Genomic DNA, 24,681 nt, shown 5'->3' with positions numbered 1-24,681 from the left:
TACCCGAAGTGACACGACTATGGCGCGCGTTGACGCCGGTGGGCTTCCGGGCAGGCAGTATGCTGCCGTCGTAGGCGGGGGACCCTTCACGTCACAGACTGCGGCGATCAAGCCACATTGAAGGTCTTCCAGAGCCCCGGATGTAGCTGCATTGCGTCGTCATAGACCAAGGCGGCCTGAGGGTTTCGAAATTTGAATCTGAAGTATTGCTCATAGCCGCCAGCGGGGCCGCCTGAAGTTACATTGCCCAGGAATCCGCTATCAAACATTGCGGATAGAATCTTTTCGGGGTCAACTTTCCCCTTGAAGCGGTGGTCGCGCTGCACTACGTCGACAAGTTCTTGATGTGAGAATTGCCGCTTACGCAATGTGCCAAGCAGTTCTTCGATACGTCGGATCTCTTCTTGCTGGAAGTAGGTCGAGAGGGCATCCCTCATCTCTCCGATGAAGTAACTGCCAGAATATTCGGCGACGCCCGCCAAGATGACGGGCTCCGGGATTGGGCCGGGTTGTTCTACGTGCCCTTGGATGATCTTGAGGAGCTGGAGCAGATCTCTTGGAGTGTGGCGTGTTTGCAGCAAGAGAAACTCAATAGCACCTCTATTCGAGATCCGTTCAGGGAGGAACTCGTCGAACACATTGGAGCAGTTGGGATCTACCAGTTTTGCGCGAAGATTAGCCAGTCGGACAAGGTGGGTCGCTCGATAATCTCGCGTATTCTGATACCAGTTCAACTCCAGCCCGTCATCGCGGCGAATCTTTCCTGCCCGGGGAAGGGATAGGCGGGCGTACAAATCGGTCCGACAGCAGACAATAATTTTGACCGGGCTCTGGACCGTCACGAACATATCATTAAGGTCGGCTGCGGCTTGAATGAGGCCACCGAGCAACGCTGCTCTGCCTTCTTGGACGATAGAGGCATCGTCCAGCCCGTCAATAAAGACGTAGTGCTGTCGCGAGCTTCTAAAGGACGAGACCTCGTGCTTTAGGTAGAGAATCCAGTCTTCGAGCCTACTTGCGTCGGTGCTTCGTCTGGTACCCGATGATTGCAGCAAAGTGTCAGTCGTGTCGACGTTACTCGTGCGCAGCCGTTTCATTGCTGCCGGGCTTTGTGGTGTAACACCTGCTTTCTTGAGTTGCTCGTGGGCAGCGCTGATACTCTCTCTGTGCTTTTTTTCTGCCTGAGCATCTTGAGTCAACTGGGACACAATGTGAATCAACAGATGTAGCTCCCAGACCCATTTATGGCGAATGTGAGGGTCAATCGCCTCCGGAACGATTCCCCTAAACTCCTTGAGGGAGAGTCGATCTACATGAATTGGCGCTGGAGCGGAGTACCGGGCTGGCGAGTCCTGCGCAATCAGTTGCAATCGCCCACCAATTGCTGATTTTCCGGACCCCTTATAGCCGAGAATCAGGAATTCGTGCGAATTTATTACGCTTTCTTCGATCCTGCCAAGATCGTAGTAGCCCTCCCGTAGTAGCCGCGGAGATCGACTGAATTCACGAACTGAATCAGCATATCCGAAGTCAAACTTACGAAAATCGCTGGCTACCATGACAAGACACTCCCCATGTTGGCTGCGTGGCGTCGAGGACCGGATAATTATCTTGAGTGTTCAGGTAGATTCAAGATTGCGGATTTACTGGACTCTGTTGGCGGTTTAGGCGCTGCTGGCGAGCGCGCTCTACGCGGGCCGGAGATTGGTAGACTTCGAGAAGGACCTCGTCCATCAATGTTAGGATCTCTGCTGTTTCCTCGCGAGAGAACGGGCCGTTCAGAATATCGCCGTGCGCCACATCATTTCCGCCCATTCGAACCTCATGTGCGGCCTCTTTGATATGCTCTCGAATGAGGCCGGAGGCGTGAAGTTGGTCAATCTTTGCGTACAGGCTTCCGTTCGTAATTCCCTTGTCCTTGGCCGTGGCTTCAATTACGGCTCGGGCAAGGATTACTGCCCCTCTGCCTGCATTAACGGATAGGCAGTCGTGGGCCTCTATGGCGAGCGATGCAATTTCGATAGGTACGTCGGGAAATTCCTTGTGTGCCCCTGTCCTAGGCAACCACTGCTCAGGCTCTCCTCCATCCATGTATCCATACCTGATGAGAAGCTTTCTGCAGTGATCGCATTCATGGGCTTGAGAGTATGTTTCTCGCTGAAACTCTTCTCCACCCTGAAAGATGGTTTCGCTCAACGGACGCATGTTGGCCACTCGGCCGCACCATCCACACATCGTGCTCGTCATGGAGTGAGGCTACCGGCCTATGTTGGGTAGCACCTGCCGCATGCCGGAAGTTGATCGCGGACTCCGTAGGACGGTGAAGCGGGTTGGCCGGTGGCATGCCCGGCCCCAGCCCAGGTTGTTCGGGCGCGTCCACAACCGGCCCGACACCGGCCGCTGCCGCTGCGACACCCAGCACTCCGCTGGCGACCTGGCCCTCGGTACTGCGATCGACCCGGCCATGTACGACTACGCGGGGGCGGTGCTGTTCAACAACCACGCCGGGCAGCTGTGGCAGCGCTTCACCAACCGGCTCCGCCGCGAGATCGCCGCCCGCGCCGGCCTCACCCAACGCGCCATGGCAGACGTCCTGCGGGTCTCCTTCGGCAAGGTCGCCGAATTCCAAAAGCGCGGTGCCGTCCACTTCCACGCCGTCATCCGCCTCGACGGCCCCGAAGGTCCCGACACCGAGCCACCGGCCTGGGCCACCACGCAGTTACTGGAAGACTCCATCCGCGCCGCCGCCCACCACGGCTACACGAGCGTCAGCGTCCCGGCCGCCGGTGACCAACCTGCCCGGACCCTTCCGCTGGGGCACTCAGCTCGACGTCAGCCCAGTCAAGGCGTTCGGCGACGGCTCGGACATCACCGAACAAGCCGTCGCGTCCTACGTCGCCAAGTACGCCACCAAAGCCGCAGAGAACACCGGCACCCTCGACCGCCGCATAGGCGAACTGACGGAGCTCGACCGCTACCAGGTGCCCGACCACGCCCGCCGCCTCATCCAAGCCTGCCGCGACCTCGACGACCTCTACCCCGACCGGCGCCTGTGGGCCTGGGCACACATGCTCGGCTTCCGCGGCCACTTCTCCACCAAATCCCGCGCCTACTCCACCACCCTCGGCGCGCTGCGCCAGGAACGCGCCGACTACCGCGCCGCCCAAGAACACGCGGACCTCGGCCTGGAGGACATCGAGCCGGACACCGTCCTGGTCCTGGCCGACTGGCAATACGCCGGCCACGGCCACACCCCCGGCGAATCCGCCCTCGCCGCGTCCATCGCCCGGGACCTCCGGCTCAACCGCGAAACCGCCCGCGAAGCCCTGCACGATCAACTGGCCCTGGAAGGAGCCGCAGTATGAAGGATCGATACCTCAGCGTGGACCAGGTGGCCGAGATGCTCGGGACCTCGGTGCGCTTCCCGCGTCGGCTGATCGCCGAGCGCCGCATCACGTTCGTCAAGGTCGGCCGCCACGTCCGCATCCCCGAGAGCGCGGTCGAAGCCTTCATTGCGGATCACACGGTCCAGCCGGTCACGAGCGGCACGGCGCGGCTGAAGGCGGTGGCCTGATGGCGAACTCCAAGGGGCGCCGCCGTCGCTTCGGGTCGGTGCGGAAGCTGCCTTCGGGGCGTTTCCAGGCCCGTTACCGGGGCCCGGACGGGCTGATGCGGACGGCGGACAAGACCTTCGCCAGTCAGACCGATGCGGACCGCTGGCTGGTGAAGCAAGAGGCCAAGATCCTCGACGGTGACTGGCAGAACCCCGACGTCAAGATCGCGTTCGGTGAGTACGCCGAGAGCTGGTTCAAGGATCGGGACTACGCGGCCACGACCCGCGAACGGAACGGCAGCGCGCTGTACTTGCACATCCTGCCGACCTTCCGCACTGTGCCGCTGAGGGACATCACCACCCCGCAGGTCCGGCGTTGGCGGACGACCCTCCTTGACCAAGGTGTGGGCGGGGCGACCGTCGCCAAGGCCTATCAGATCCTCCGCGCCATCATGAACACCGCCGTGGACGACGGCCTGGTCCAGCGCAATCCGTGCCGGATCAAGGGTGGTGCCACCGCACCGAGTGCCGAGCGCCCGTTCCTGTCGGTGGCGGAGGTCTTCCGGCTCGCGGACGCCGTGCCCGCGCGCTACCGGGTGATGATCCTGCTGGCGGCCTTCACCGCGCTGCGCTTCGGGGAGCTGGCCGGCCTCCAGCGGTGGGACGTGGACCTGGAGCGACGCACCATCTCGGTCCGCCGGTCGGTCGCCGAGACCCGGTCGGACGGACTGACGGTCAAGGCCCCCAAGTCCGCAGCCGGCGTGCGCACTGTGGCGTTCCCCGCCTCGCTCACCGCGGAGCTGGTGGCGCATCTCGCCGACTACGCCGAGCCAGGGCGCACGGGTCGGGTCTTCGTCGGCCCGCGCGGGGGAGTGTTGCGGCGGAACAACTTTCGGCGCATCTGGCTGCGGGCCATCGCTACGGCCAGCCTCGGGGACGTCCACTTCTACGATCTGCGGCACACCGGGAACACCCTCGCCGCGACGGGCGGGGCCTCCACGCGAGAGCTGATGCATCGCATGGGGCACTCGTCGGTGCGGGCCGCGCTGATCTATCAGCACCTCGTCAACGGCCGCGATCACGAGATCGCGGGGCACGTGGACGACCAGATCCGGCGGGTCAAGGGGACGGACTCCGGTGTGGATTCCGGTGGACTTTCTGGCACGTGAGTGGCACGGCGGCCCTCACGAGGGGCAAAAGATCAAGGCCCAGGTTTCCGGACTCATACCGGACGACCTGGGCCTTTGCCATGCGCTGGGGCTGGTGGGCGTGGACGGTTTCGAACCGCCGACATCTGCCTTGTAAGGGCAGCGCTCTACCGCTGAGCTACACGCCCGCTGGACACGCGAAAGCACACCCTACCCTGCCATACCCCGTGACCAGCAAACGCACGCTCGGGGTCAGGTGTAGGTCACACGGAGTTCCTTCACTCCGTTGAGCCAGGGGGAGCGGAGGCGGCGGGGGGCGCCGGCGAGGCGGATGGCGGGGAGGGTGTCGGCGATGGCGTTGAAGATGAGGTCGATCTCGAGGCGGGCGAGGCTGGCGCCGAGGCAGAAGTGGGGGCCGCCGCCGCCGAAGCCGAGGTGGGGGTTGGGGTCGCGGGTGACGTCGAAGGTGTCGGGGGTGGTGAAGACCTCGGGGTCGTGGTTGGCGGAGGCGTAGAAGATGCCGACGCGGTCGCCCTCGCGGATCTTGGCTCCGCCCAGCTCCGTGTCGTGGGTGGCGGTGCGCTGGAAGGAGGTGACCGGGGTGGCCCAGCGGACGATCTCGTCGGCGGCGGTGCGGGGGCGCTCGGCGCGGAAGAGGTCCCACTGGTCGGGGTGGGTGAGGAAGGCGTGCATGCCGTGGGTGATGGCGTTGCGCGTGGTCTCGTTGCCGGCGACGGCCAGGACGAGGACGAAGAAGCCGAACTCGTCGGTGGTGAGGTTGCCCTCGTCCTCGGCGGCGACGAGCTTGGTGACGATGTCGTGGGCGGGGCAGGCCTTGCGTTCGTCGGCCATGTTCATCGCGTAGGAGATGAGCTCGATGGAGGACTCGGTGCCGATCTCCTCGGTGATGGCGAGCTCGGGGTCGTCGTAGCCGATCATGTTGTTGGACCACTCGAAGATCTTGCCGCGGTCCTCCTGGGGGACGCCGATGAGTTCGGCGATGGCCTGGAGGGGCAGTTCGCAGGCGACGTCGGTGACGAAGTCGCCGCTGCCGTGGGCGGCGGCGCCGGCGACGATGCGTTCGGCGCGCCGGCGCAGGGCGTCCTCGAGGGCGCGGATGGCGCGGGGGGTGAAGCCGCGCTGGACGATCTGCCGCAGGCGGGTGTGTTCGGGCGGGTCCATGTTGAGGATGATCAGCTGCTGGGCGTCGATGCGGTCCCGCTGCATGTGCTCGTTGAAGCGGATGATCGCGGTGTTGGTGCGGGAGGAGAAGGTCTCGGGGGTGGTGGAGACCGTCTTGACGTCGGCGTGGCGGGTGACGGCCCAGTAGCCGTCGTCCCCGAAGCCCGCGATGCCGTGGGGCTGGGGGATCCAGGAGACGGGTGCGGTGCGCCGGAGGGCGGCGAACTCCGGGAGGGGTATGCGCTCCTGGTTGACGTCCGGGTCGGTGAAGTCGAAGCCGTCGGGGAGGGCGGGGCAGGAGGGGGGCGGCGGCGTGGCGGACATCGGCGGCTCCTGGTCCGGGTGGTCCGGCGTGGTCCGGGTCGTGGTCCGGGTCGTGGTCCGGGTCGTGATCCGGTTGGTCCGGATGTCTCCGTGGTGGTCTCCGGGGCTTCCCTGGGCGGCGGCCCGCGGACGTCCCCGCGCACCGCTTGCTGACGCTCCATCAGATGTGCCTGTGGACGGTAGCTCCGGCCCCTGCAAGTCGCAAGACCCGTGACGGTGCGGATCGGCCGGCTTGGTGCACGACCCTTGCGCCCGCGTACCGCCGGTAATCAGACTGCTGGGCGGAACTAGAACGCGTACTAGTTCTGCCGTGGGCGCCGGGACGCCCCGCGGCCGAGGAGAGGACGAGGTACATGGCCGCTGAACCCGTCATCGTCGAAGCTGTACGCACCCCCATCGGCAAGCGCGGCGGCGCGCTCGCCAATCTGCACCCCGCCTACCTGCTCGGTGAGACGTACCGCGAACTGCTCGGCCGCACCGGCATCCAGCCCGACGCCGTGGAGCAGATCGTCGGCGGTACGGTCACCCACGCCGGGGAGCAGTCGATGAACCCGGCGCGCACCGCCTGGCTGGCCTGCGGGCTGCCGTACGAGACGGCCGCGACGACCGTGGACTGCCAGTGCGGTTCCTCGCAGCAGGCCAACCACATGGTCGCCAACATGATCGCGGCCGGGGTGATCGACATCGGCATCGGCTGCGGCGTCGAGGCCATGTCGCGGGTGCCGCTCGGCAGCGGCTCCAAGCACGGGCCCGGCAAGCCCTTCCCGGACGAGTGGAACGTGGACCTGCCCAACCAGTTCGAGGCGGCCGAGCGCATCGCGCGGCGCCGCGGGCTGACCCGGGAGCACGTCGACCGGCTCGGGCTGATCTCGCAGGAGCGGGCAGGGCGGGCCTGGGCCGAGGAGCGCTTCAAGCGGGAGACCTTCGCCGTGCAGGTGCCCACGACGGAGGAGGAGCAGCTCGCCGGCCAGGGCATGTGGCGGCTGGTCGACCGTGACGAGGGGCTGCGCGACACCACCATGGAGGCGCTGGCCGGGCTGAAGGCGATCATGCCGACGGCCGTGCACACCGCGGGGAACTCCTCGCAGATTTCCGACGGCGCGGCGGCCGTGATGTGGGCGTCCAAGCGGATGGCGCGGGCGCTGAAGCTGCGCCCGAGGGCCCGGATCGTGGCGCAGGCGCTGGTCGGCGCTGACACGCACTACCACCTGGACGGACCGATCGACGCGACGCGCGCGGTCCTCGGCAAGGCCGGCATGACGCTGGACGACATCGACCTCGTCGAGATCAACGAGGCCTTCGCCTCGGTGGTGCTGTCCTGGGCCCAGGTCTTCGACCAGGACCTGGAGAAGGTCAACGTCAACGGTGGCGCGATCGCCCTCGGCCACCCCGTGGGCGCCACCGGGGCCCGTCTGATCGCCACCGCGCTGCATGAACTGGAGCGCGCGGACAAGGAGTTCGCGCTGATCGTGATGTGCGCGGGCGGGGCGCTCGCGACGGGCACGATCATCCAGCGGATCTGAGCCGGCGGGACGCGGGCAGCGCACCGGGGCCTTGCGCCGGGGCGCTGCGCCGGGCCAGGGACCGGGCCGACGGCAACTGCGACGGGCGGCCGGCCGTGCCGCTGCGGCCGCACACCGCGAGCGGGACCCGCGACGTGCCGATCGGCAACAGCGGGAGCTGCCGCGTCGGCGTCGCGGCGCACGGCGTGCGGGCGGCGCCGGCCGACCCCGGCGACACCGACCGCTTCGGCGCGTTCCTGTGCTCGGCGCCCCGCGTCGCGCGCGCTGGTTCGCGGCGCCGGCCCGTCAGCGCGCCTGAGGCGGCACGCGCGGCGCGCCGTCCCCGCTCCCGTCCCCGCCACCGTGCACGTCCACGAAGGCCACCGGTGCGCCGAACGCGGCGCGCCGGGTGGCCCGGCGCAGGGCGCGCAGCACGAACGGGCCCAGGGTGAGGACCAGGACGGCGGTCAGCACGGCGCGCGGGACGTCCCAGCCGAGCGAGGTGGCCAGGCAGTACGCGGCGAAGCGGGCGAGGTTGTCGGGGAGCGGACCGCCCGGCACGAAGGAGACCCCGGAGGACATGCCGCCGAGGTACGGCCAGCCCTGCAGGTTCATGATCGTTCCGTAGGCGATCGAGGACACCGCCCCGTAGCCGGCGAGGAGGACGAGCTCGCCCCGGCCGCGCAGCCCGCCGGCGCCCGGGAGCAGGCCCGCGCCCAGCGCCACCCAGCCCATCGACAGCATCTGGAACGGCATCCACGGCCCGACCCCACCCGTGAGCAGGGCCGACGCGAACATCGTCAACGCCCCCAGCGCGAAGCCGAAGCCGGGGCCGAGCACCCGGCCGGACAGCACGACGAGGAAGAACATGGGCTCGATGCCCGCCGTGCCGCCGCCGAGCGGACGCAGCGCCGCTCCCGCGGCGGCCAGCACCCCCAGCATGGCGACGGACTTGGCGCTCAGGCCCTCCTCGTCGTCCGCGATCGTCGCCATGACGACGGCGAGCAGCAGCGGCAGCAGCAGCGCGAACAGCCAGGGTGCGTCCTCGCTGTGGGCCAGCCCCGAGCCCGGGTCGGCGAGCAGCGGCCAGCCGAAGGCGGCGACGCCGATCACCGAGACGAGCGTCAGCGCGACGACGGCCCGGCGGCCCAGCCGGACCGCGCGCGGTGGACGCGCGGTCACGCCGTGCCCGCCAGGGCCGCCTCGACCTGGCCGACCGTCAGCCAGGGCAGCGGGCTGAGCACCTTGGCCACCTGCGGGGCGAAGGCGGGCGAGGAGACGACGACGTCGGGGGTGGGGCCGTCCGCGACGAGGTCGCCGTCGGCGAGGACGACGACGCGGTGGGCGAGTTCGGCGGCGAGTTCGACGTCGTGGGTGGCGAGGACGACGGCGTGGCCGTCCGCCGCCAGGGCGCGCAGGTGCGCGGCGAGACGGGCCTTGGCGGCGTAGTCCAGGCCGCGGGTCGGCTCGTCGAGCAGGATCAGCGGGGGCCGGGCGGTCAGTACGACGGCGAGGGCGAGCGCGAGGCGCTGGCCCTCGGACAGGTCGCGCGGGTGGGTGCCGTCGGCGACCCCGGGCAGCAGTTCGCCGACGAGGGCGCGGCAGGTGCCGGGGGTGGCACGGGCGTCGGTGTCGGCGGCGGCGCACTCGGCGGCGACGGTGTCGGCGTACAGCAGGTCCCGGGGGTCCTGCGGGACCAGGCCCACGCGGCGGATCAGCTCCGCGGGCCTGGTGCGCGACGGCTCCAGCCCGCCGACGGTCACGCTTCCCGAGGTGGGGGGCCGCATCCCGGCGAGGGTGGACAGCAGGGTGGACTTGCCCGCGCCGTTGCGGCCCATGAGGGCCACGGTCTCGCCGGGCCGTACGGTCAGGTCGACCCCGCGCAGCGCCTCCAGCCGTCCGCGGCGCACGGTGAGTCCCGACACGGCCGCCACGGGCTCGCCCGCGGCGGGCGCGGGCGGCGCGGGCGGGGTGCGGCCGTCGAGGCGTTCGCGCAGCGGGGCGGCGGCGCGGCGGGCGTCGCGCACCGACAGCGGCAGCGGGGACCAGCCCGCGAGACGGCCGAGCGCGACGACCGGCGGACGCACCGGCGAGACCGCCATGACCTCGGCGGGCGGCCCGGAGACCGGGGCGGCGCCCCCGCCCGGGAGGAGGACGACCTGGTCGGCGTACTGCACGACCCGCTCCAGGCGGTGCTCGGCCATCAGCACGGTCGTCCCCAGGTCGTGGACGAGCCGCTGCAGCACGGCGAGCACCTCCTCGGCCGCGGCGGGGTCGAGCGCGGACGTCGGCTCGTCCAGCACCAGCACCCGCGGGTGGACGGTCAGGACGGAACCGATGGCGACGCGCTGCTGCTGCCCGCCGGAGAGGGTGCTGATCGGGCGGTCGCGCAGGTCGGCCAGACCCAGCAGGTCGAGGGTCTCCTCGACACGGCGGCGCATCACGTCGGGGGCGAGGCCGATCGACTCCATGCCGTAGGCGAGTTCGTCCTCGACGGTGTCGGTGACGAAGTGCGCGAGCGGGTCCTGGCCCACGGTGCCCACCAGATGGGCCAGTTCGCGCGGTTTGTTGCGGCGCGTGTCGTGCCCGGCGACGGTGACCCGGCCGGTGAGGACGCCGCCGGTGAAGTGCGGCACCAGACCGGAGACGGCGCCGAGGAGGGTGGACTTGCCGGTGCCGGAGGGCCCGACGACCAGGCAGAGTTCCCCCTCGGGGACGGTCAGCTCGACACCGGCGACGGCGGGCGCCGCGGCGCCGTCGTACGTGACGGAGACCTGCTCGAAGCGGATCACGGGCGGGCTCCCTTCAGGTGCGCGGGCAGCAGCCCCAGCAGGACGGCGGCCGCGGGCCACAGCGGCAGCGACGGCGCGGTCAGCGGCACCACGGGCGGATCCAGGTCGGCGGGGGAGGCCCCGGCGGCCCAGATCGTCAGCGCGGCGACGGCCACGCCCGAGGCGGTGATCAGCCACGCGGTCGCGTCCCAGCGGTCGGGACGGTAGCGGGTGCGGACGGAACGGCGCCCGCCGAGCCGCAGCCCCGCGACGGCGGCGGCCAGACCGGCCAGCAGCAGGGGCAGGCCGTACGCGGCACCCGCGGCGGCCAGCAGCGCGTAGGTGCCGGCGCACAGCCCGAGCAGCCCGCCGAGGGTCAGTGCGGCGGTCGCCCGGCGCACGGCGGGCGGCACCTCGGCCGTACGGCCGTAACCGCGGGCGTCCATGGCGGCGGCGAGGGCGACGGAACGCTCCAGCGCGCCCTCCAGCACGGGCAGGCCGACCTGGAGCAGCGCCCGTACGCCCTTGTCCGCGCGGCCCCGCAGCCTCCGGGCCGTCCGCAGCCGCCGGACGTCGGCGACCAGGTGCGGCGCGAACGTCATCGCGACGACCACGGCGACGCCCGCCTCGTACAGGGCGCCGGGCAGCGACTTCAGCAGCCGCGCGGGGTTGGCCAGGGCGTTGGCGGCGCCGAGACACGCCAGGAGCGTGGCCAGCTTCATGCCCTCCCGGAAGGCGAACCACAGCCCCTCGGCGGTGACCCGCCCGCCGAGACGGACGCCGCGCGCCCAGTCGGGCAGCGGCACTTCGGGGAGGGACACCACGGTGTGCGTGCCCGGGATCGGCGACCCCAGGACGACGGCGAAGGCGAGCCGGATGGCGATGACCACCAGACCCAGCCGGAGGAACGCGGCGTACGACCGCGACCAGGGCGCGTCCGGCACCCGGCACACGGCCACGACGTATCCGGCGACGGCGGCGAGCAGCGCGAGCAGCGCCGGATTCGTCGTCCGCGACGCGGCCGTGGCGAGCCCCAGCGCCCACAGCCACCACGCCCCCGCGTGCGGCCCGCGCCTCCGTCCCGCCCGTCCGCCCTCCGTGCCCGCGTCCTTGGTCCGGTCCGGCAGCCGGAGCAGCGCGCGCAAGCGGGCGGAGCCGCCGCCTTCCGCGCTGCGGGGGAGGGTGCGGTGGTCGCCCCCGGCGGGCGGTGTGAGGACCTGTCGGGGGCGTGTTGCCGCGCCAGGCAGGGCGGTTGCGTGGCCTGTGCGCGGTTCGCCGGCATCGCCCCCGGGGGCGATGTCCCGCAGGAGCCGTGCTGCCGCGCCGCCGGGGCGGATGGCCGGGGCGGCCGACTGACCGTGGCGCTGCGTCGCGGCCCGCGCGTGCGGTGCGGTGGCCGTGCGTGGTTCGCCGGTCTTGTGGAGGGGACTGTCGGCGCTGCCCAGGGGGGTGTCGTCCCGCTGGGTCCGCGTTGCCGTGGCCGGCGTGCCGGTCGGACCGTCCGCGGGTCCGGCGGTGCCGGCGCGGTGGCGTCGGCACCGCGGATCCTCGCCCTGCGTCGCGGCCCTGGCGGCGCGCGAGGGGAGGGCGGGGGCGCCGGGCCGCGGGGAGGGCGCAGAGGTGGTCACGGGCGGTCGCTCGGGCGCCGCCGGGCCTGCCAGGTCCTCCCGGGTGCGCGGACGCAGTGGGGCGGGGGCGCCCGATACCTGGGCCTGCGCGGTGGTTGCGTCGCCCGTGCGCGGTTCGGCGGGGGTGTCGGCAGAGGGGAGGTCCGTCCGCCGGGGCCGGGCGGCCGGGCCGGTCAGGTCGTCGCGGTTGTGCGGGCGCAGCCGGGCAAGCAGGGCGAGGGCCCGTAGGGCACGCGGTCCGGAGACCGGCGCGCCGCTGGTCCACCGCAGGGGCGTGGCGGTGGTCACGGGCGGTCGCTCCGGCGCCGCCGGACCTGCCAGGTGGCGGCCGCGGCGACGACGAGGACGACGGCGGCGGCGCCGTACGTGCCGAGCGCGGGACCGGAGGAGGGCGCGGGCGCGGGGGCCGCGGCGTCGTCGGTGACCTGCTCGCCGCAGCCCGTGGCGGGGTAGCCGGCGATGGCGCAGACGAGGCCCGCGGAGTTGTAGCGCAGCGGGGGCGCGACGGCGGCCAGGGCGTCGGCGGAGGTGGCGTCGGCGGGGACGCGGGCGCAGGCGGTGCGGGCGGCCGGGGCGCCGGCGGCGGTGCCGAAGTCGAGCAGCAGGGCGACGCGCTTGGTGCCGGGGCGGGCCGGGGTGCCGTCGCAGACGTCGGCGAACCGGGCGGCGCCGCGGGGGCGCGCGGCCGAGTCGGCGTCGGGGCTGACGCCGAAGCGCCAGCCCTCGACGGCACCGTCGCCGGGGCGGCTGAGGGCGGGGCCGGTCCGGGCGTACGCCCAGGTGTCGGTGGCCGCGTCACGCTGCCAGAAGGACCAGTACCGGTAGCTGGCCGCGTGCGCGGGCGTCGCGACGAGGGCGGCCACCAGGGCCAGGAGGAGTGCCGCCGCCGTGAGGGGCGGCCGCCTCACAGCCGGTGCTTCCGGCCGGCGAGCAGCACCCCGATGCCGATGCCCGCGACCAGGCAGGCGCCGACGATCCACCACACCGAACTGCCGCCGGAGGAGTCGGGCTTCTGTTCCGCGACCGGACCGAGGGCGCTGAGCTGCGTGATGTGGTCGCGCAGGGGGTTGCCGGTGGCGTACGCGGCGAGGGCGAGCTGCGCGAGGGCGGTGGGGTTGTCCTTGGACCAGGCGGCGGAGTTGGCGGCGAGCCAGTTGTACGCGCCCTTGGCGGCGTCGAGGTGGCCGCCGGCGGCGAGGGCGACGACGGCGTCCGCGGTGGTGCCGAAGTCGGGGGTCTTCCGGTCGGAGCCCGGGGTGACCGCGTCGAAGTGGCTGCCGCCGGCGGTGAGACCACCGGCGAGCCAGGCGGCGCCCGCGTCGGAGGCGCTGCCGCCGCACTCGGCGCGCACAGGGACGTCCCGGTCGGGGGCCTCGACGACGAAGCCCGCGCCCTCGGCGCCGCGCACGGCGTCGGCGGTGGCCTTGGCGTTGGCCGCGAGGGCGCCGGACTTGGGGTCGGGCTGGTAGGCGAACGCGCCGCCGTCCTTCTTGCCGCAGGCCACCTGGAGGGAGCGCAGCGCGTCGTAGGGCGACCGGCCGTCGGTGGTCACGGACTTGACGTCGGTGCCGGCGGCCTTGAGGCCGCCGATGACGACGCCGGTGGAGTCGGCGTCGGAGGCGCCGCCGGGGTTGTAGGACCAGCCGCCGTCGCGGTTCTGCACCTTGGCGAGCCACTCGGCGGCGCGCTCGACGGCGAAGTCCTGGCCGTGGACGGCGAGCGCCTGGACCGCGATGGCGGTGGCGTTGGTGTCCTCGGTCTTCGGGTCGCAGGGCGCCGTCGGGTCGGGACGGTACGAGGCGAAGCCGCCGTCCGCGCACTGCTGCTTGGCGAGCCACTCCACCGCGTCACCGGCCGGGTCCGTGTCGGCCGCGTGGAGCGCCAGCAGCGCGTACGACTGACGCCACACGCCGTCGTACGTCGGGTCGCCCTCCCCGTACAGCGCGGCGGGCGCCGCCGCGGGCGACGGTGACGGCGACGCGGCTATGAGGAGCGTGCTGAAGGCGGCCAGGGCGGCCGCGGCGGTGCGGCGCAGGTGCATCGGGTGGTGCCTTTCGGGTGAGCGGTCGCGCAGCCGGATGCGGGCGCGCGGTCACGGCACCGGGCTCCGGCTCCGTGTACCTCGACGGAAGAGCCGCTCCCGTCCGTGCGGGTGCTCCGGCTGGGCCCTCCCCGGGCGGGGACGGCTCACGGTTGCGGGTCAGCGCCGGATTCGCACCGGCTTCCCCCGCTCGGACGTGATTGGACTTGGTGTGTCGACCACACCTTAGCCGGGACCGCGCGCCGGGCCGTGCCCGGCCGTGTGCGGTCTGGCTCACACCGGCGGCCTCACACCGCGGTGTACGCGACCGGATCCGACCCGGGTACGGGTTCGGCGTGCCCGAGCTTGACCAGGCGGCGCAGGTGCGCCTCGGCCTCGGCGACGGCGATGTTCCGGGAGGGGAAGGGGATCTGCTCCCAGGGGCGGTTCCACTGCATGGCCTCGGCCAGTTGCCACGGGGTGCGCGGGGCCTCGGCGATCAGGGCGCGGAGCGAGGCGAGGCGGTCGGCGTGGTGGTCCAGCAGCTCGCGCACGCGGGCGCCGGCGTCGGTGAAGGGGTGCTTGTGGGCGGGCAGCACCTCGGCGGGGTCGAGCCGGGCGACGCGTTCCAGGGAGTCGAGGTAGTCGCCCAGGGGGTCGCCGGCGGTCGCCTCGTCGGGGTCCTCGTACAGGCCGATGTGCGGGGAGATCCCGGGCAGCAGGTGGTCGCCGGAGAAGAGGCGGCGGCCGTCCTCCTCGAAGAGGCAGACGTGACCGGGGGTGTGGCCGGGGGTCCACACCGCGCGGATGGCGCGGCCGGCCAGCGGGACCCGCTCGCCGGGGACGATGTCGCGGTCGGGCAGGGCGGGCCGCAGGCCGGGTACGTTCGCGGCGCGGCGCTCGGCGCGCACCGCCCGCAGCGGGGCGAGGTGCTCCTCGGGGGCGCCGGCGGCGGCGAGTTTGACGGCGAGGTAGTCCAGCCACAGGCCCGGTGCGGCGCCGCGGGCGCGGCGGACGACGGCGGTGTCGGCGGGGTGCATGGCGATCCAGGCGCCGGAGGCCTCACGGACCTGGCCGGACAGGCCGTGGTGGTCGGGGTGGTGGTGGGTGACCAGGACGCCGTGGACGTCGGCGACACGGGTGCCGAGCGCGGTGAGGCCGTGGGCGAGGGCGTCGTAGGAGGCGGGGTCGTCCCAGCCGGTGTCGACCAGGACGGGGCCGCGGTCGGTGTCGACGACGTAGACGAGCGTGTGGCCCAGGGGGTTGTCGGGGATCGGGACCGGGATGCTCCAGATGCCGTCGCCGTGCTCCATGAGGGCCCCTCTCCGCTCCGTCGCATGCATTGCCCACCATAACTAGAACTGGTATCAGTCCTGAAGCAGAGTCGCTTTCTGACGAGGCATCAGCCAAAGGCGGGACGGGACAGGCATGGACGGGAACGGGATCGTCGAACACGGACAGCTCTTCATCGGCGGGGAGTTGGTGGACCCGCTCGGCACCGGCATCATCGAGGTGGTCTCGCCCCACACCGAGCAGGTCTTCGCGCGGGTGCCGCACGCCTCCCGCGAGGACGTCGACCGGGCCGTCGCCGCCGCCCGCAGGGCCTTCGACGAGGGCCCGTGGCCGCGTACGACCCTCGACGAGCGCATCGCGGTCGTCACGCGCATCAAGGACGCCATCGCCGTGCGCCACGACGAGATCGCCCGCGTCATCAGCTCCCAGAACGGCTCGCCCTACTCCTGGAGCGTGCTCGCGCAGGCGCTGGGCGCGATGATGGTGTGGGACGCCGCGATCACCGTCGCACGCGGTTTCACCTGGGAGGAACGACGGGCCGGCGTGCTCGGGCCGCTCCTCGTGCGCCGCGAGCCGGCCGGCGTCGTCGCCGCCGTCGTCCCGTGGAACGTCCCGCAGTTCACCGCCGCCGCCAAGCTCGCCCCCGCGCTGCTCGCCGGGTGCGCGGTGGTCCTCAAGCCCTCGCCGGAGTCACCGCTGGACGCGTACCTGCTCGGCGAGATCGCCGCCGAGGCGGGGCTGCCCGAGGGTGTGCTGTCGATCCTGCCCGCCGACCGCGAGGTCAGCGAGTACCTGGTCGGCCACCCCGGCGTCGACAAGGTCTCCTTCACCGGCTCGGTCGCCGCCGGCAAGCGCGTCATGGAGGTCGCCTCCCGCAACCTCACCCGCGTGACGCTGGAACTCGGCGGCAAGTCCGCCGCACTGGTCCTGCCCGACGCCGACCTGGACACCGCCGTCCCCGGCATCGTCTCGGCCGCCTGGATGAACAACGGACAGGCCTGCGTCGCCCAGACCCGGATCCTCGCGCCCCGCTCCCGCTACGACGAGACCGCCGAGCGCCTGGCGGCCGCCGCCTCCGCCCTCGTCGTCGGCGACCCCCTCGACCCCGCCACCCAGGTCGGGCCGCTGGTCGCCCGCCGTCAGCAGCAGCGCTCCCTGGACTACATCGCCCTCGGCCAGCAGGAGGGCGCCAAGGTCCTCACCGGCGGCGGCCGCCCGCAGGCGCAGCCCACCGGCTGGTACGTCGAGCCCACCCTCTTCGGCGACGTCACCAACTCCATGCGGATCGCCCGCGAGGAGATCTTCGGCCCGGTCATCTGCCTGCTGCCCTACGAGGACGAGGCCGAGGCCGTCCGCATCGCCAACGACTCCGACTACGGCCTGTCCGGCAGCGTGTGGACCGCCGACGTCGAGCACGGCATCGACGTCGCCCGCCGGGTGCGCACCGGCACCTTCAACGTCAACACCTTCAGCCTCGACATGCTCGGACCCTTCGGCGGCTACAAGAACTCCGGGCTCGGGCGCGAGTTCGGCCCCGAGGGGCTGGGCGAGTACCTGGAGCACAAGATGATCCACCTGCCCGCCGGCTGGGAGGGCTGACCCCGTGGGGGACCGGTGGCACGTCGAGGTCGACCGGGGGGTGTGCATCGGCTCGGGCATGTGCGTGAACTCCGCGCCGGGCGGCTTCACCCTCGACTCCGCCCGCCAGTCCCACCCGGCGGCCCCCGACACCGACGCCGCCGAGGTGCTGCTCGCGGCGGCGGAGGGCTGCCCGGTGGAGGCGATCAGCATCACGCTGGCCGGCTCCGGCGAGGCGGTCTTCCCGCCCGAGGAGTGACCGGGCCGGAGGGGTCAGGGCTTTGCGCGGCGCGGATCGGTGAGGTCGATCAGCCGGCACACCGTCTCGATGTCGATCTTCACCTGGGCGATCGAGGCGCGTCCCGACAGCCAGGTCACCAGGGCCGAGTGCCAGGTGTGCTCGATGACGCGGACCGCGGAGAGCAGCTCGGGCCCGGGCGGCCCGTCCAGCCGCATCGCGTCCAGGACGATCGCGGTCGTCAGCCGCGACACGGCGTCCACCTCCGGGCTGACGGAACGGTCGGCGAAGGTCAGCGCCCGCACCATGGCGTCCGCGAGGTGCGGTTCGCGCTGCATCGCGCGGAAGGCGCGCATCAGCGTCTCCGCCACGCGGTCCGCGGGCTCGGCGGCCGAGGGCGGGCGCTTGCGCAGCGCCTCGTGGAGGTGCTCCAGCTGGTCCCGCATCGTGGCGACGAGCAGATGGATCTTGGACGGGAAGTAGCGGTAGAGGGTGCCCAGCGCGACGTTCGACTGCTCGGCGACCTCGCGCATCTGGACGGCGTCGAATCCGCCCCGCACGGCGAGCTCGGCGCTGGTGCGCAGGATGCGGCGGCGGCGGGCCTCCTGACGCTCGGTCAGCGGCACGGGGGACGGCGTCGGCTGAGGAGCTGCGGTCATCTGTCCCAATCCGAATCTGTGCGCCGTGCGGAACCGGCCCCCAGCGTACTGCGGTGCCCTTCTGCGGGGGGTGCCCCTTGCGGCCCGGTGGTTGTGTGCGGGTTGTTCGCGCCTGCGGCGGGCATCCCCCGCCCGCCCTCCCCCCCCCCCGGCCGAAGGCTGGGGGGACCCCCATGGGCGCACCCCGCTACACCCCCTCCGGTCGTGTGGGCGGCCGACGGCCGGTGGGGGTTCAGAGAGCGGTTCGGGGTTGCCGCAAGTGCCTTACTCACCCCCCACTGGCCGTCAGTCGCCCCAACCGGCATGAGGGGGTGTGGCGGGGTGCGCCCGGAAGCGACGAGCGGCGGACCCGGGCGCCGAACGATGTGGACGTAAACCGCGAGCGCTGAGGGGGTCCCCCCGGCCGAAGGCTGGGGGAGGGTGGGCGGCGGGGAAACCGCCCGCCGCAGGCGCAACGGAGCCGCACGCGAACACCGGGCGCAGCCGCAGGCACGGCGTGGCGGGAATCACCCGGACCGACCAGGGCACCCCGCACGCCTACAGGTATCTTCGTGCTCTCGGGCCAACTCCTGAGTAACCGAATCTGAAACTTGTTCTAGCAAGGCACGGGCGGCTACGCTCCCGCTGAAGTGCAGTGAGAAGGGGGCCGTGAGTGACCGCAGAGGCCAGGCCGCTCCGGATCGCCCTGCTCACCTACAAGGGGAACCCGTTCTGCGGGGGCCAGGGCGTCTACGTACGCCATCTGTCCAGGGAACTCGCCCGGCTCGGGCACAGCGTCGAGGTGATCGGCGCCCAGCCCTACCCCGTGCTCGACGCGGTCGGTGACGGGGTACGTCTCACCGAGCTGCCGAGCATGGACCTCTACCGCCAGCCGGACCCGTTCCGCACCCCGAAGCGCGGCGAGTACCGCGACTGGGTGGACGCGCTGGAGGTCGGCACGATGTGGACCGGCGGCTTCCCCGAGCCGCTGACGTTCAGCCTGCGGGCCCGCCGTCACCTGGCCGCCCGGCGCGGGGCCTTCGACGTCATCCACGACAACCAGACGCTCGGCTACGGCCTCCTGGGCGGCCCCCGTTCCCTCGGCGCGCCGCTGGTGACGACCATCCACCACCCCGTCACCGTCGACCGGCAGCTCGAACTCGACGTCGCGCAGGGGTGGATGCGCCGGGCGTCGGTCCGCCGTTGGTACGGCTTCACCCGGATGCAGAAGCGGGTCTCGCGCCGGCTGCCGTCCGTGCTGACCGTCTCCGGCAGCTCCCGCCAGGAGATCGTCGACCACCTCGGGGTGCGCGAGGACCGCGTGCACGTCGTGCACATCGGCGCCGACACAGGGCTGTTCTCGCCCGACCCGTCCGTGCCCGAGGTGCCGGGCCGGATCGTCACCACGTCCAGCGCCGACGTGCCCCTCAAGGGCCTGGTCCACCTCGTGGAGGCCCTCGCCAAGCTGCGCACCGAGCACCCCGACGCGCACCTCGTCGTCGTCGGCAAGCGGGCCGACGACGGCCCGGTGGCCGCCGCCATCGAGCGGTACGGGCTGGGCGGTGCCGTCGATTTCGTCAAGGGCATCAGCGACGCGGAGCTGGTCCGCCTGGTGCGCAGCGCCCAGGTGGCGTGCGTGCCGTCGCTGTACGAGGGGTTCTCGCTGCCGGCCGCCGAGGCCATGGCCACCGGGACGCCGCTGGTCGCGACCACCGGCGGTGCCATCCCCGAGGTGGCCGGACCCGACGGGGAGACCTGCCTCGCCGTGCCGCCGGGGGACCCGGGCGCGCTGGCCGCGGCGCTGGGCCGGCTGCTGCGCGACTCCGAGCTGCGCCGCCGTCTCGGCCGGGCCGGCCGGGAACGCGTACTGGCCCGCTTCACCTGGGAGCGGGCCGCCATCGGCACCGCCGAGCACTACCGCGCGGCGATCGAGGCCGCCGGGGGGCCGCGGCCCACTGTCCAGTCACCGTCCCGGACGAAAGCAGACTCCACGTGCTGACCGTCGACTTCTCCCGCTTCCCGCTCGCTCCGGGTGACCGCGTGCTCGACCTGGGCTGCGGCGCGGGCCGCCACGCCTTCGAGTGCTACCGGCGCGGTGCGAACGTGGTCGCCCTGGACCGGAACGGCGACGAGATCCGCGAGGTCGCCAAGTGGTTCGCCGCCATGAAGGAGGCCGGGGAGGCCCCGGCCGGTGCGACCGCCACGGCCATGGAGGGCGACGCGCTCAGCCTGCCGTTCCCCGACGACAGCTTCGACCGCGTCATCATCTCCGAGGTCATGGAGCACATCCCGGACGACAAGGGCGTGCTCGCCGAGATGGTGCGCGTCCTCAAGCCGGGCGGGCTGATCGCGATCACCGTGCCGCGCTACGGGCCGGAGAAGATCTGCTGGGCGCTGTCCGACGCGTACCACGAGGTCGAGGGCGGCCACATCCGCATCTACCGGGCCGACGAGCTGCTGGGCAAGATCCGTGAGGCGGGCCTGCGCCCGTACGGCACCCACCACGCGCACGCGCTGCACTCCCCGTACTGGTGGATCAAGTGCGCCGTCGGCGTGGACAACGACAAGGCCCTGCCGGTGAAGCTGTACCACAAGCTGCTGGTCTGGGACATCATGAAGAAGCCGCTGGCCACCCGGCTCGCCGAGAACACGCTCAACCCGCTGATCGGCAAGAGCTTCGTCGCCTACGCCACCAAGCCGCACAACCCGAAGGCGGGCGTCGACGCGTGAGGCGGACCGAACACCTCGTCCTGCCCGGCGTCCTGACCTCCGAGCAGGCCGCGCAGACCGTCGCCGGGATCCTCGCCGTCCAGCGGCCGGACGGTGCCATACCGTGGTTCGAGGGCGGTCACCTCGACCCCTGGGACCACGTCGAGGCCGCCATGGCGCTGGACGCCGCAGGCGAGCACGAGCACGCCGAGGCCGCCTACGCATGGCTCGCCCGACGGCAGAACCCGGACGGCTCCTGGTACGCCGCCTACGGCTACGCCGACGGCGCCGAGGGCGAGCCCACCGACCTGGGCCGGGAGAGCAACTTCTGCGCCTACGTCGCCGTCGGCGTGTGGCACCACTACCTGTCCACCGGCGACGACGCCTTCGTGGAGAGCATGTGGCCGGTGCTGTACGCGGCCGTCGAGTACGTCCTGGAACTCCAGCTGCCCGGCGGGCAGATCGCCTGGAAGCGCGAGCAGGACGGGACGTTCCCGCAGGAGGCGCTGCTGACCGGCTGCTCGTCGATGTACCAGGCGCTGCGCTGCGCGCTGGCCGTCGCCGAGCACCGCGAGGACCCGCAGCCCGACTGGGAGCTGGCCGCCGGTGCCCTCGGCCACGCCATCGCCCACCACCCCGAGCGGTTCCTGGACAAGGACCGCTACTCGATGGACTGGTACTACCCGGTCCTGGGCGGGGTGCTGCGCGGCGAGGCCGCCCGGGAGCGCGTCCTGGCACGCTGGGACGAGTTCGTCGTGCCCGGCCTCGGGGTCCGCTGCGTGGTGCCCAACCCCTGGGTGACCGGCGGGGAGAGCGCGGAACTCGCCCTCGCCCTGTGGGCGATGGGCGAGTCCGACCGCGCGGTGGAGATCCTGGCCGCGATCCGGCACCTGCGCGCCGAGGACGGCATGTACTGGACCGGGTACGTCTTCGAGGGCGACGCGCAGGCCGGCACCGGACCCGCGGTGTGGCCCCGCGAACGCACCACGTGGACGGCCGGGGCCCTGCTGCTCGCCGTCGCCGCCCTGGGAGGGGACGAGGCGACGACGGCGGTCTTCGGGGGCGAACGGCTGCCGCTCGGGCTGGTGCCCGAGGCGGCGGGGTGCTGCGCCGGCCGGTGAGCGGGCGTCAGGCCCGGTTGACGCGACCCGCCACGGCGTGCCCGACGATCAGGTAGACCGCCGCCGGCAGACCGTAGTTCAGCAGGGTGCGCGCCCATGCGGATTGGGTGGAGAAGATGTCGTGGGCCCAGCCACCGAGCCAGGACGCCATGTCGTGGATCCACTCCACGAGGTCGTTCGCCCGGTTGGCGTCGAGGACCCACAGCACGATCCAAAGGATCAGGATGAATGCCGCCACGTCCGCGGCCACCATGATGATGGTGGCCGCCAGATTGCCGCGATAACGTCTGGACATACCTGCCGTCTTGCCCCGATCGGCGGACTGAAACGTGGCGGGCCGGCGGGCCCCTGACGCCCCGTACGGCCCTGTGCGGTGGCCGGTCGCCGGGGCCCGGGCGAGGATGCGATCACGCACCGCATCCCCCGGGAGTAACCGTCATGCCCTTGCGCCGCGCCCTGACCGCCCTCCTGCTCTCCGGCGTCCTCCTCGTGGTCCCCGCCTGCGGCGGCGACTCCGACGGGAGCGCGAGCGGCGGCACCGCGAGCCCCACCTCCTCCGTGCAGAAGCAGAAGCTCGCCAAGACCCGCTTCGTCGCCAACGCCGGACTGGCCGCCGGGGCGACCTACCAGTGGATCGTCAAGCCCTACCGCGAGGGCAAGTTCAAGAAGGACGCCGACGGCCGCAAGCTCACCCTGGTGAAGGCCGGCCTCGCCGGGGCCTTCGCCTACAACCGGCTCAAGGCCGCCTCGGAGAACGCCAAGGGCGACCCGACCCTCTCCAAGCTGGTGGCCCCGCTGACGGCGGGCATCGACTCGCTCAAGGACCTGCCGGCCAAGCTGCGCAGCGGCCAGGGCACGGACGACATCGTGGGCACCTTCCAGGACACCATCAGCGGCGTCAAGTCGGCCGGCGAGGACGCCGGCGCCAAGGTCACCGACAAGGTGCCCTCGCTGTCCCAGCTCAGCGGCGGATGAGCTCGGCCAGCACCCGCAGGGTGGCCGGGTCGGGCGCGGTGACCAGCAGGTCGGTCACCGGGCCCGACCGCCACACCTCCAGCCGCTCCGCGATCCTCCCGCGCGGGCCGACGAGCGAGATCTCGTCCGCGAAGGCGTCCGGCACCGCCGCCACCGCCTCCTCGCGCCGCCCGGCCAGGAACAGCTCCTGGATGCGCCGGGCCTCCTCCTCGTACCCCATCCTGGCCATCAGGTCGGCGTGGAAGTTGCGGGAGGCGGCGCCCATCCCGCCGATGTAGAAGCCGAGCATCGCCTTCACCGGCAGCAGCCCCTCCGCCGGGTCGTCGCACAGCCGGGCGCGCGCCATCGGGGCGATCATGAACTCCTTCGGCGCGTCAGCCAGCGACGCCTCGTACACGTCCGTGCGGAACGGCGACCAGTACAGCGGCAGCCAGCCGTCGGCGATGCGGGTGGTCTGGGCGATGTTCTTCGGGCCCTCGGCGCCCAGCAGGATCGGCAGGCCGGCCCGGAGCGGATGCGTGATCGGCTTGAGCGGCCTGCCGAGGCCGGTCGCGTCCGGCCCCGCGTACGGCAGCGGATGGAAGCGCCCGTCCAGCGCCACCGGGCCCTGGCGGCGCAGCACCTGCCGCACGACGTCCACGTACTCCCGGGTCGCGGTCAGCGGACTGCGCGGGAACGGCCTGCCGTACCAGCCCTCCACCACCTGCGGTCCCGACAGGCCGAGACCCAGCATGACCCGGCCGCCGGAAAGGTGGTCCAGGGTCAGCGCGTGCATCGCGGTGGCGGTGGGGGAGCGGGCCGCCATCTGGGCGATGCCCGTGCCGAGCCGGATCCGGCTGGTGTGCGCGGCGATCCAGGTGAGCGGGGTGAACACGTCCGAGCCCCAGGCCTCGGCCGTCCACACCGAGTCGTAGCCGAGCCGCTCGGCTTCCTGCGCCAGGGCCAGGTGGTCGGGGGAGGGGCCGCGCCCCCAGTAGCCGAGGGCCAGACCGAGCCGCATGCGCAGGCCTCCTGCCGCATCTGACGGTATGTCAGCCGTACGGTACGGCAACCTCCCCCGCCCCGGAAGGGGAACAGCCGTGCCCCGGACCGGACGGCCCGGGGCACGGCTGGTGCGCGAGGAGCGGGGGGATCAGCCGCGCTGGATGCCGCCGGCGTCCTGCAGGACGCCGCGCCGGCCGTCCTGGGTCTGCGCGACCAGGGCGGTGCCGCTCTGGTCCACCGCCAGGTACCAGGTGCCGGGGGTCAGTTCGGCGATCTGCCGGCCCGAACCGTCCTCCGCGTACAGCGGCCGCGCCACGGGCACCGCGAACCAGAAGGCCGTGAACTCCGCCGAAGGCTGGGCCTGCGGCTGCTGCTGGGGCTGCTGCTGTGCCTGCGGGTAGCCGTACTGCCCGCCGCCGAACGACGGGTCGGCCGGCGCGCCGTGCCCACCGGTCTGCCCCGGGTACCCGTAGCCGCCCTGCTGCACGCCCGGGTACGGCTGGCCCTGCTGGCCGCCGTACGGCTGCGCCTGCTGGGGCTGCTGCGGCTTGGGAGCGGGCAGCAGCGGCGCCTTCAGCGCGGGCAGGCCCTGCAGGGTGAGCAGCATGGCGGCGGCGAGAGCGGCGGCGGCGACGAAGGAGAGGTAGGCGCCGGCGCCCAGCTCGAAGGCCTCGTTGCCGTTGAAGAGCGACCACAGGGCGTCCCAGGCGGCGGCCACGGACAGCACCGCGCCCCACTGGGCCAGGCCGATGCCGAGCACCTTGCGCCCCTCGGGCTGGAAACGCGAGGCCACGAACAGGCCGGCGGCGACCAGGCCCAGCAGGTGCACCGAGGGCAGCAGCGGGAACAGCTCGCTCTTCCAGGCGCTGACGGCGCACCCGTCCGCGTCGCAGTTCTTCGCGGCGTAGAAGTTCAGGAACGAGGCGATCAGCAGCAGCAGCGCCGCGCCGATCACCGCGCCGTCTCCTCGGGTGAGGGAGCGGTTATTCACGGGGGGTCCTTGTCAGTCGTCTCGTC

General features: G+C 72.1%; 22 protein-coding genes, 1 tRNA gene, 1 pseudogene and 1 riboswitch. Of the genes and pseudogenes, 10 read left to right on the top strand and 14 right to left on the bottom strand.

Translation table 11 applies throughout. The features are described from left to right. Positions 1 to 107: 107 nt before the first annotated feature. Together ACFYYN_RS09805 and ACFYYN_RS09800 are read right to left on the bottom strand one after the other, a co-directional pair. Positions 108 to 1,559, bottom strand: coding sequence for a P-loop ATPase, Sll1717 family (locus ACFYYN_RS09805; RefSeq protein WP_500545349.1), 1,452 nt, complete (start codon positions 1,557 to 1,559; stop codon positions 108 to 110). A gap of 70 nt (positions 1,560 to 1,629) precedes the next feature. Beyond that, on the bottom strand, positions 1,630 to 2,247 hold the full coding sequence (locus tag ACFYYN_RS09800) for a DUF4145 domain-containing protein (protein WP_500545348.1): 618 nt from the start codon (positions 2,245 to 2,247) through the stop codon (positions 1,630 to 1,632). Between the two features lie 64 nt (positions 2,248 to 2,311). On the opposite strand from ACFYYN_RS09800, the pseudogene ACFYYN_RS09795 reads away from it, so the two are divergent. From ACFYYN_RS09795 to ACFYYN_RS09785, 3 genes and pseudogenes are all read left to right on the top strand, one after another. Beyond that, positions 2,312 to 3,365 (top strand): annotated as a pseudogene (locus ACFYYN_RS09795) (replication initiator); the annotation flags it as partial. Next, the gene (locus ACFYYN_RS09790) at positions 3,362 to 3,574 is read left to right on the top strand and encodes a helix-turn-helix domain-containing protein (RefSeq protein ID WP_400802141.1); all 213 of its coding nucleotides are present in this window, start codon (positions 3,362 to 3,364) and stop codon (positions 3,572 to 3,574) included. The pseudogene ACFYYN_RS09795 and the gene ACFYYN_RS09790, both read left to right, overlap by 4 nt. After that, entirely contained in the window at positions 3,574 to 4,722 is a 1,149-nt protein-coding gene (locus ACFYYN_RS09785; protein WP_500545347.1) for a tyrosine-type recombinase/integrase, read from the top strand. Before ACFYYN_RS09790 ends, ACFYYN_RS09785 begins: the two co-directional genes overlap by 1 nt. Positions 4,723 to 4,814: 92 nt before the next feature. On the opposite strand, the gene ACFYYN_RS09780 is transcribed toward ACFYYN_RS09785, so the two are convergent. Together ACFYYN_RS09780 and ACFYYN_RS09775 are read right to left on the bottom strand one after the other, a co-directional pair. Then, positions 4,815 to 4,889: transfer RNA gene (locus ACFYYN_RS09780), tRNA-Val, on the bottom strand. Positions 4,890 to 4,953: 64 nt separating this feature from the next. After that, complete coding sequence (locus ACFYYN_RS09775; protein ID WP_500545346.1) at positions 4,954 to 6,207, bottom strand: cytochrome P450; 1,254 nt, start codon at positions 6,205 to 6,207, stop codon at positions 4,954 to 4,956. A 353-nt stretch (positions 6,208 to 6,560) separates the two neighbouring features. On the opposite strand from ACFYYN_RS09775, the gene ACFYYN_RS09770 reads away from it, so the two are divergent. Then, complete coding sequence (locus ACFYYN_RS09770) at positions 6,561 to 7,730, top strand: steroid 3-ketoacyl-CoA thiolase (RefSeq protein ID WP_500545345.1); 1,170 nt, start codon at positions 6,561 to 6,563, stop codon at positions 7,728 to 7,730. A 285-nt stretch (positions 7,731 to 8,015) separates the two neighbouring features. Here the strand turns inward: ACFYYN_RS09770 and ACFYYN_RS09765 are convergent, their stop codons facing one another. From ACFYYN_RS09765 to ACFYYN_RS09740, 6 genes are all read right to left on the bottom strand, one after another. Next, positions 8,016 to 8,936 (bottom strand): ECF transporter S component, encoded by a 921-nt coding sequence (locus ACFYYN_RS09765; RefSeq protein WP_500545484.1) that lies wholly within the window; start codon positions 8,934 to 8,936, stop codon positions 8,016 to 8,018. Further along, entirely contained in the window at positions 8,888 to 10,501 is a 1,614-nt protein-coding gene (locus ACFYYN_RS09760) for an ABC transporter ATP-binding protein (RefSeq protein WP_500545344.1), read from the bottom strand. Before ACFYYN_RS09760 ends, ACFYYN_RS09765 begins: the two co-directional genes overlap by 49 nt. Next, entirely contained in the window at positions 10,498 to 11,607 is a 1,110-nt protein-coding gene (locus tag ACFYYN_RS09755; protein ID WP_500545483.1) for a CbiQ family ECF transporter T component, read from the bottom strand. Before ACFYYN_RS09755 ends, ACFYYN_RS09760 begins: the two co-directional genes overlap by 4 nt. Before the next feature lie 785 nt (positions 11,608 to 12,392). Beyond that, positions 12,393 to 13,016, bottom strand: coding sequence for an SCO2322 family protein (locus ACFYYN_RS09750; protein WP_500545343.1), 624 nt, complete (start codon positions 13,014 to 13,016; stop codon positions 12,393 to 12,395). After that, on the bottom strand, positions 13,013 to 14,149 hold the full coding sequence (locus ACFYYN_RS09745; RefSeq protein WP_500545342.1) for an SCO2321 family membrane protein: 1,137 nt from the start codon (positions 14,147 to 14,149) through the stop codon (positions 13,013 to 13,015). Before ACFYYN_RS09745 ends, ACFYYN_RS09750 begins: the two co-directional genes overlap by 4 nt. 110 nt (positions 14,150 to 14,259) lie before the next feature. Then, positions 14,260 to 14,335: riboswitch (cobalamin riboswitch) on the bottom strand. A gap of 101 nt (positions 14,336 to 14,436) precedes the next feature. Beyond that, complete coding sequence (locus tag ACFYYN_RS09740; RefSeq protein WP_500545341.1) at positions 14,437 to 15,441, bottom strand: Strvi_7410 family MBL fold metallo-hydrolase; 1,005 nt, start codon at positions 15,439 to 15,441, stop codon at positions 14,437 to 14,439. 115 nt (positions 15,442 to 15,556) lie between these two features. On the opposite strand from ACFYYN_RS09740, the gene ACFYYN_RS09735 reads away from it, so the two are divergent. Next, entirely contained in the window at positions 15,557 to 17,020 is a 1,464-nt protein-coding gene (locus ACFYYN_RS09735; protein WP_500545340.1) for an aldehyde dehydrogenase, read from the top strand. A gap of 4 nt (positions 17,021 to 17,024) precedes the next feature. Next, positions 17,025 to 17,258 (top strand): ferredoxin, encoded by a 234-nt coding sequence (locus ACFYYN_RS09730; RefSeq protein WP_500545339.1) that lies wholly within the window; start codon positions 17,025 to 17,027, stop codon positions 17,256 to 17,258. Between the two features lie 14 nt (positions 17,259 to 17,272). Here the strand turns inward: ACFYYN_RS09730 and ACFYYN_RS09725 are convergent, their stop codons facing one another. Then, a complete protein-coding gene (locus ACFYYN_RS09725; protein ID WP_500322178.1) occupies positions 17,273 to 17,896 on the bottom strand; it encodes a TetR family transcriptional regulator in 624 nt (207 codons plus the stop codon). A 652-nt stretch (positions 17,897 to 18,548) separates the two neighbouring features. On the opposite strand from ACFYYN_RS09725, the gene ACFYYN_RS09720 reads away from it, so the two are divergent. From ACFYYN_RS09720 to ACFYYN_RS09710, 3 genes are read left to right on the top strand one after another with little or no spacing between them, the layout of a single operon-like run. Further along, complete coding sequence (locus ACFYYN_RS09720; RefSeq protein WP_500545338.1) at positions 18,549 to 19,874, top strand: glycosyltransferase family 4 protein; 1,326 nt, start codon at positions 18,549 to 18,551, stop codon at positions 19,872 to 19,874. Continuing rightward, positions 19,868 to 20,605, top strand: a complete 738-nt coding sequence (locus ACFYYN_RS09715; RefSeq protein WP_499511605.1) for a class I SAM-dependent methyltransferase — start codon at positions 19,868 to 19,870, stop codon at positions 20,603 to 20,605. The genes ACFYYN_RS09720 and ACFYYN_RS09715 overlap by 7 nt, the downstream gene beginning before the upstream one ends. After that, a complete protein-coding gene (locus ACFYYN_RS09710) occupies positions 20,602 to 21,705 on the top strand; it encodes a prenyltransferase/squalene oxidase repeat-containing protein (protein ID WP_500322180.1) in 1,104 nt (367 codons plus the stop codon). The genes ACFYYN_RS09715 and ACFYYN_RS09710 overlap by 4 nt, the downstream gene beginning before the upstream one ends. 7 nt (positions 21,706 to 21,712) lie before the next feature. On the opposite strand, the gene ACFYYN_RS09705 is transcribed toward ACFYYN_RS09710, so the two are convergent. Next, positions 21,713 to 22,000, bottom strand: coding sequence for a hypothetical protein (locus ACFYYN_RS09705; RefSeq protein ID WP_499511603.1), 288 nt, complete (start codon positions 21,998 to 22,000; stop codon positions 21,713 to 21,715). Positions 22,001 to 22,143: 143 nt separating this feature from the next. On the opposite strand from ACFYYN_RS09705, the gene ACFYYN_RS09700 reads away from it, so the two are divergent. Beyond that, complete coding sequence (locus tag ACFYYN_RS09700) at positions 22,144 to 22,680, top strand: hypothetical protein (protein ID WP_500322182.1); 537 nt, start codon at positions 22,144 to 22,146, stop codon at positions 22,678 to 22,680. Here the strand turns inward: ACFYYN_RS09700 and ACFYYN_RS09695 are convergent. Together ACFYYN_RS09695 and ACFYYN_RS09690 are read right to left on the bottom strand one after the other, a co-directional pair. After that, positions 22,667 to 23,680 carry an LLM class F420-dependent oxidoreductase gene (locus ACFYYN_RS09695; RefSeq protein WP_500545337.1) on the bottom strand — a complete coding sequence of 338 codons (1,014 nt, stop codon included), beginning with the start codon at positions 23,678 to 23,680 and terminating at the stop codon, positions 22,667 to 22,669. The two genes, ACFYYN_RS09700 and ACFYYN_RS09695, sit on opposite strands and share 14 nt — an antisense overlap. A gap of 132 nt (positions 23,681 to 23,812) precedes the next feature. Then, the gene (locus ACFYYN_RS09690; RefSeq protein WP_500359211.1) at positions 23,813 to 24,655 is read right to left on the bottom strand and encodes a DUF5336 domain-containing protein; all 843 of its coding nucleotides are present in this window, start codon (positions 24,653 to 24,655) and stop codon (positions 23,813 to 23,815) included. Positions 24,656 to 24,681 lie beyond the last annotated feature (26 nt).

The organism is Streptomyces sp. NPDC001902 (genome assembly GCF_042891295.1).
Lineage (GTDB): Bacteria > Actinomycetota > Actinomycetes > Streptomycetales > Streptomycetaceae > Actinacidiphila.
The sequence above is the reverse complement of the archived record's forward strand: the minus strand, read 5'-3'. Positions and strand labels throughout refer to the sequence as shown.

What these genes read in the sequence shown, in the direction of transcription:
- ACFYYN_RS09695 (WP_500545337.1), bottom strand. Translation starts at nt 23,680, where the DNA reads ATGCGGCTCGGTCTGGCCCTCGGCTACTGGGGGCGCGGCCCCTCCCCC.
- ACFYYN_RS09770 (WP_500545345.1), top strand. Translation starts at nt 6,561, where the DNA reads ATGGCCGCTGAACCCGTCATCGTCGAAGCTGTACGCACCCCCATCGGC.
- ACFYYN_RS09800 (WP_500545348.1), bottom strand. Translation starts at nt 2,247, where the DNA reads ATGACGAGCACGATGTGTGGATGGTGCGGCCGAGTGGCCAACATGCGT.
- ACFYYN_RS09705 (WP_499511603.1), bottom strand. Translation starts at nt 22,000, where the DNA reads ATGTCCAGACGTTATCGCGGCAATCTGGCGGCCACCATCATCATGGTG.
- ACFYYN_RS09745 (WP_500545342.1), bottom strand. Translation starts at nt 14,149, where the DNA reads ATGCACCTGCGCCGCACCGCCGCGGCCGCCCTGGCCGCCTTCAGCACG.
- ACFYYN_RS09775 (WP_500545346.1), bottom strand. Translation starts at nt 6,207, where the DNA reads ATGTCCGCCACGCCGCCGCCCCCCTCCTGCCCCGCCCTCCCCGACGGC.
- ACFYYN_RS09735 (WP_500545340.1), top strand. Translation starts at nt 15,557, where the DNA reads ATGGACGGGAACGGGATCGTCGAACACGGACAGCTCTTCATCGGCGGG.
- ACFYYN_RS09785 (WP_500545347.1), top strand. Translation starts at nt 3,574, where the DNA reads ATGGCGAACTCCAAGGGGCGCCGCCGTCGCTTCGGGTCGGTGCGGAAG.
- ACFYYN_RS09700 (WP_500322182.1), top strand. Translation starts at nt 22,144, where the DNA reads ATGCCCTTGCGCCGCGCCCTGACCGCCCTCCTGCTCTCCGGCGTCCTC.
- ACFYYN_RS09805 (WP_500545349.1), bottom strand. Translation starts at nt 1,559, where the DNA reads ATGGTAGCCAGCGATTTTCGTAAGTTTGACTTCGGATATGCTGATTCA.
- ACFYYN_RS09725 (WP_500322178.1), bottom strand. Translation starts at nt 17,896, where the DNA reads ATGACCGCAGCTCCTCAGCCGACGCCGTCCCCCGTGCCGCTGACCGAG.
- ACFYYN_RS09740 (WP_500545341.1), bottom strand. Translation starts at nt 15,441, where the DNA reads ATGGAGCACGGCGACGGCATCTGGAGCATCCCGGTCCCGATCCCCGAC.
- ACFYYN_RS09790 (WP_400802141.1), top strand. Translation starts at nt 3,362, where the DNA reads ATGAAGGATCGATACCTCAGCGTGGACCAGGTGGCCGAGATGCTCGGG.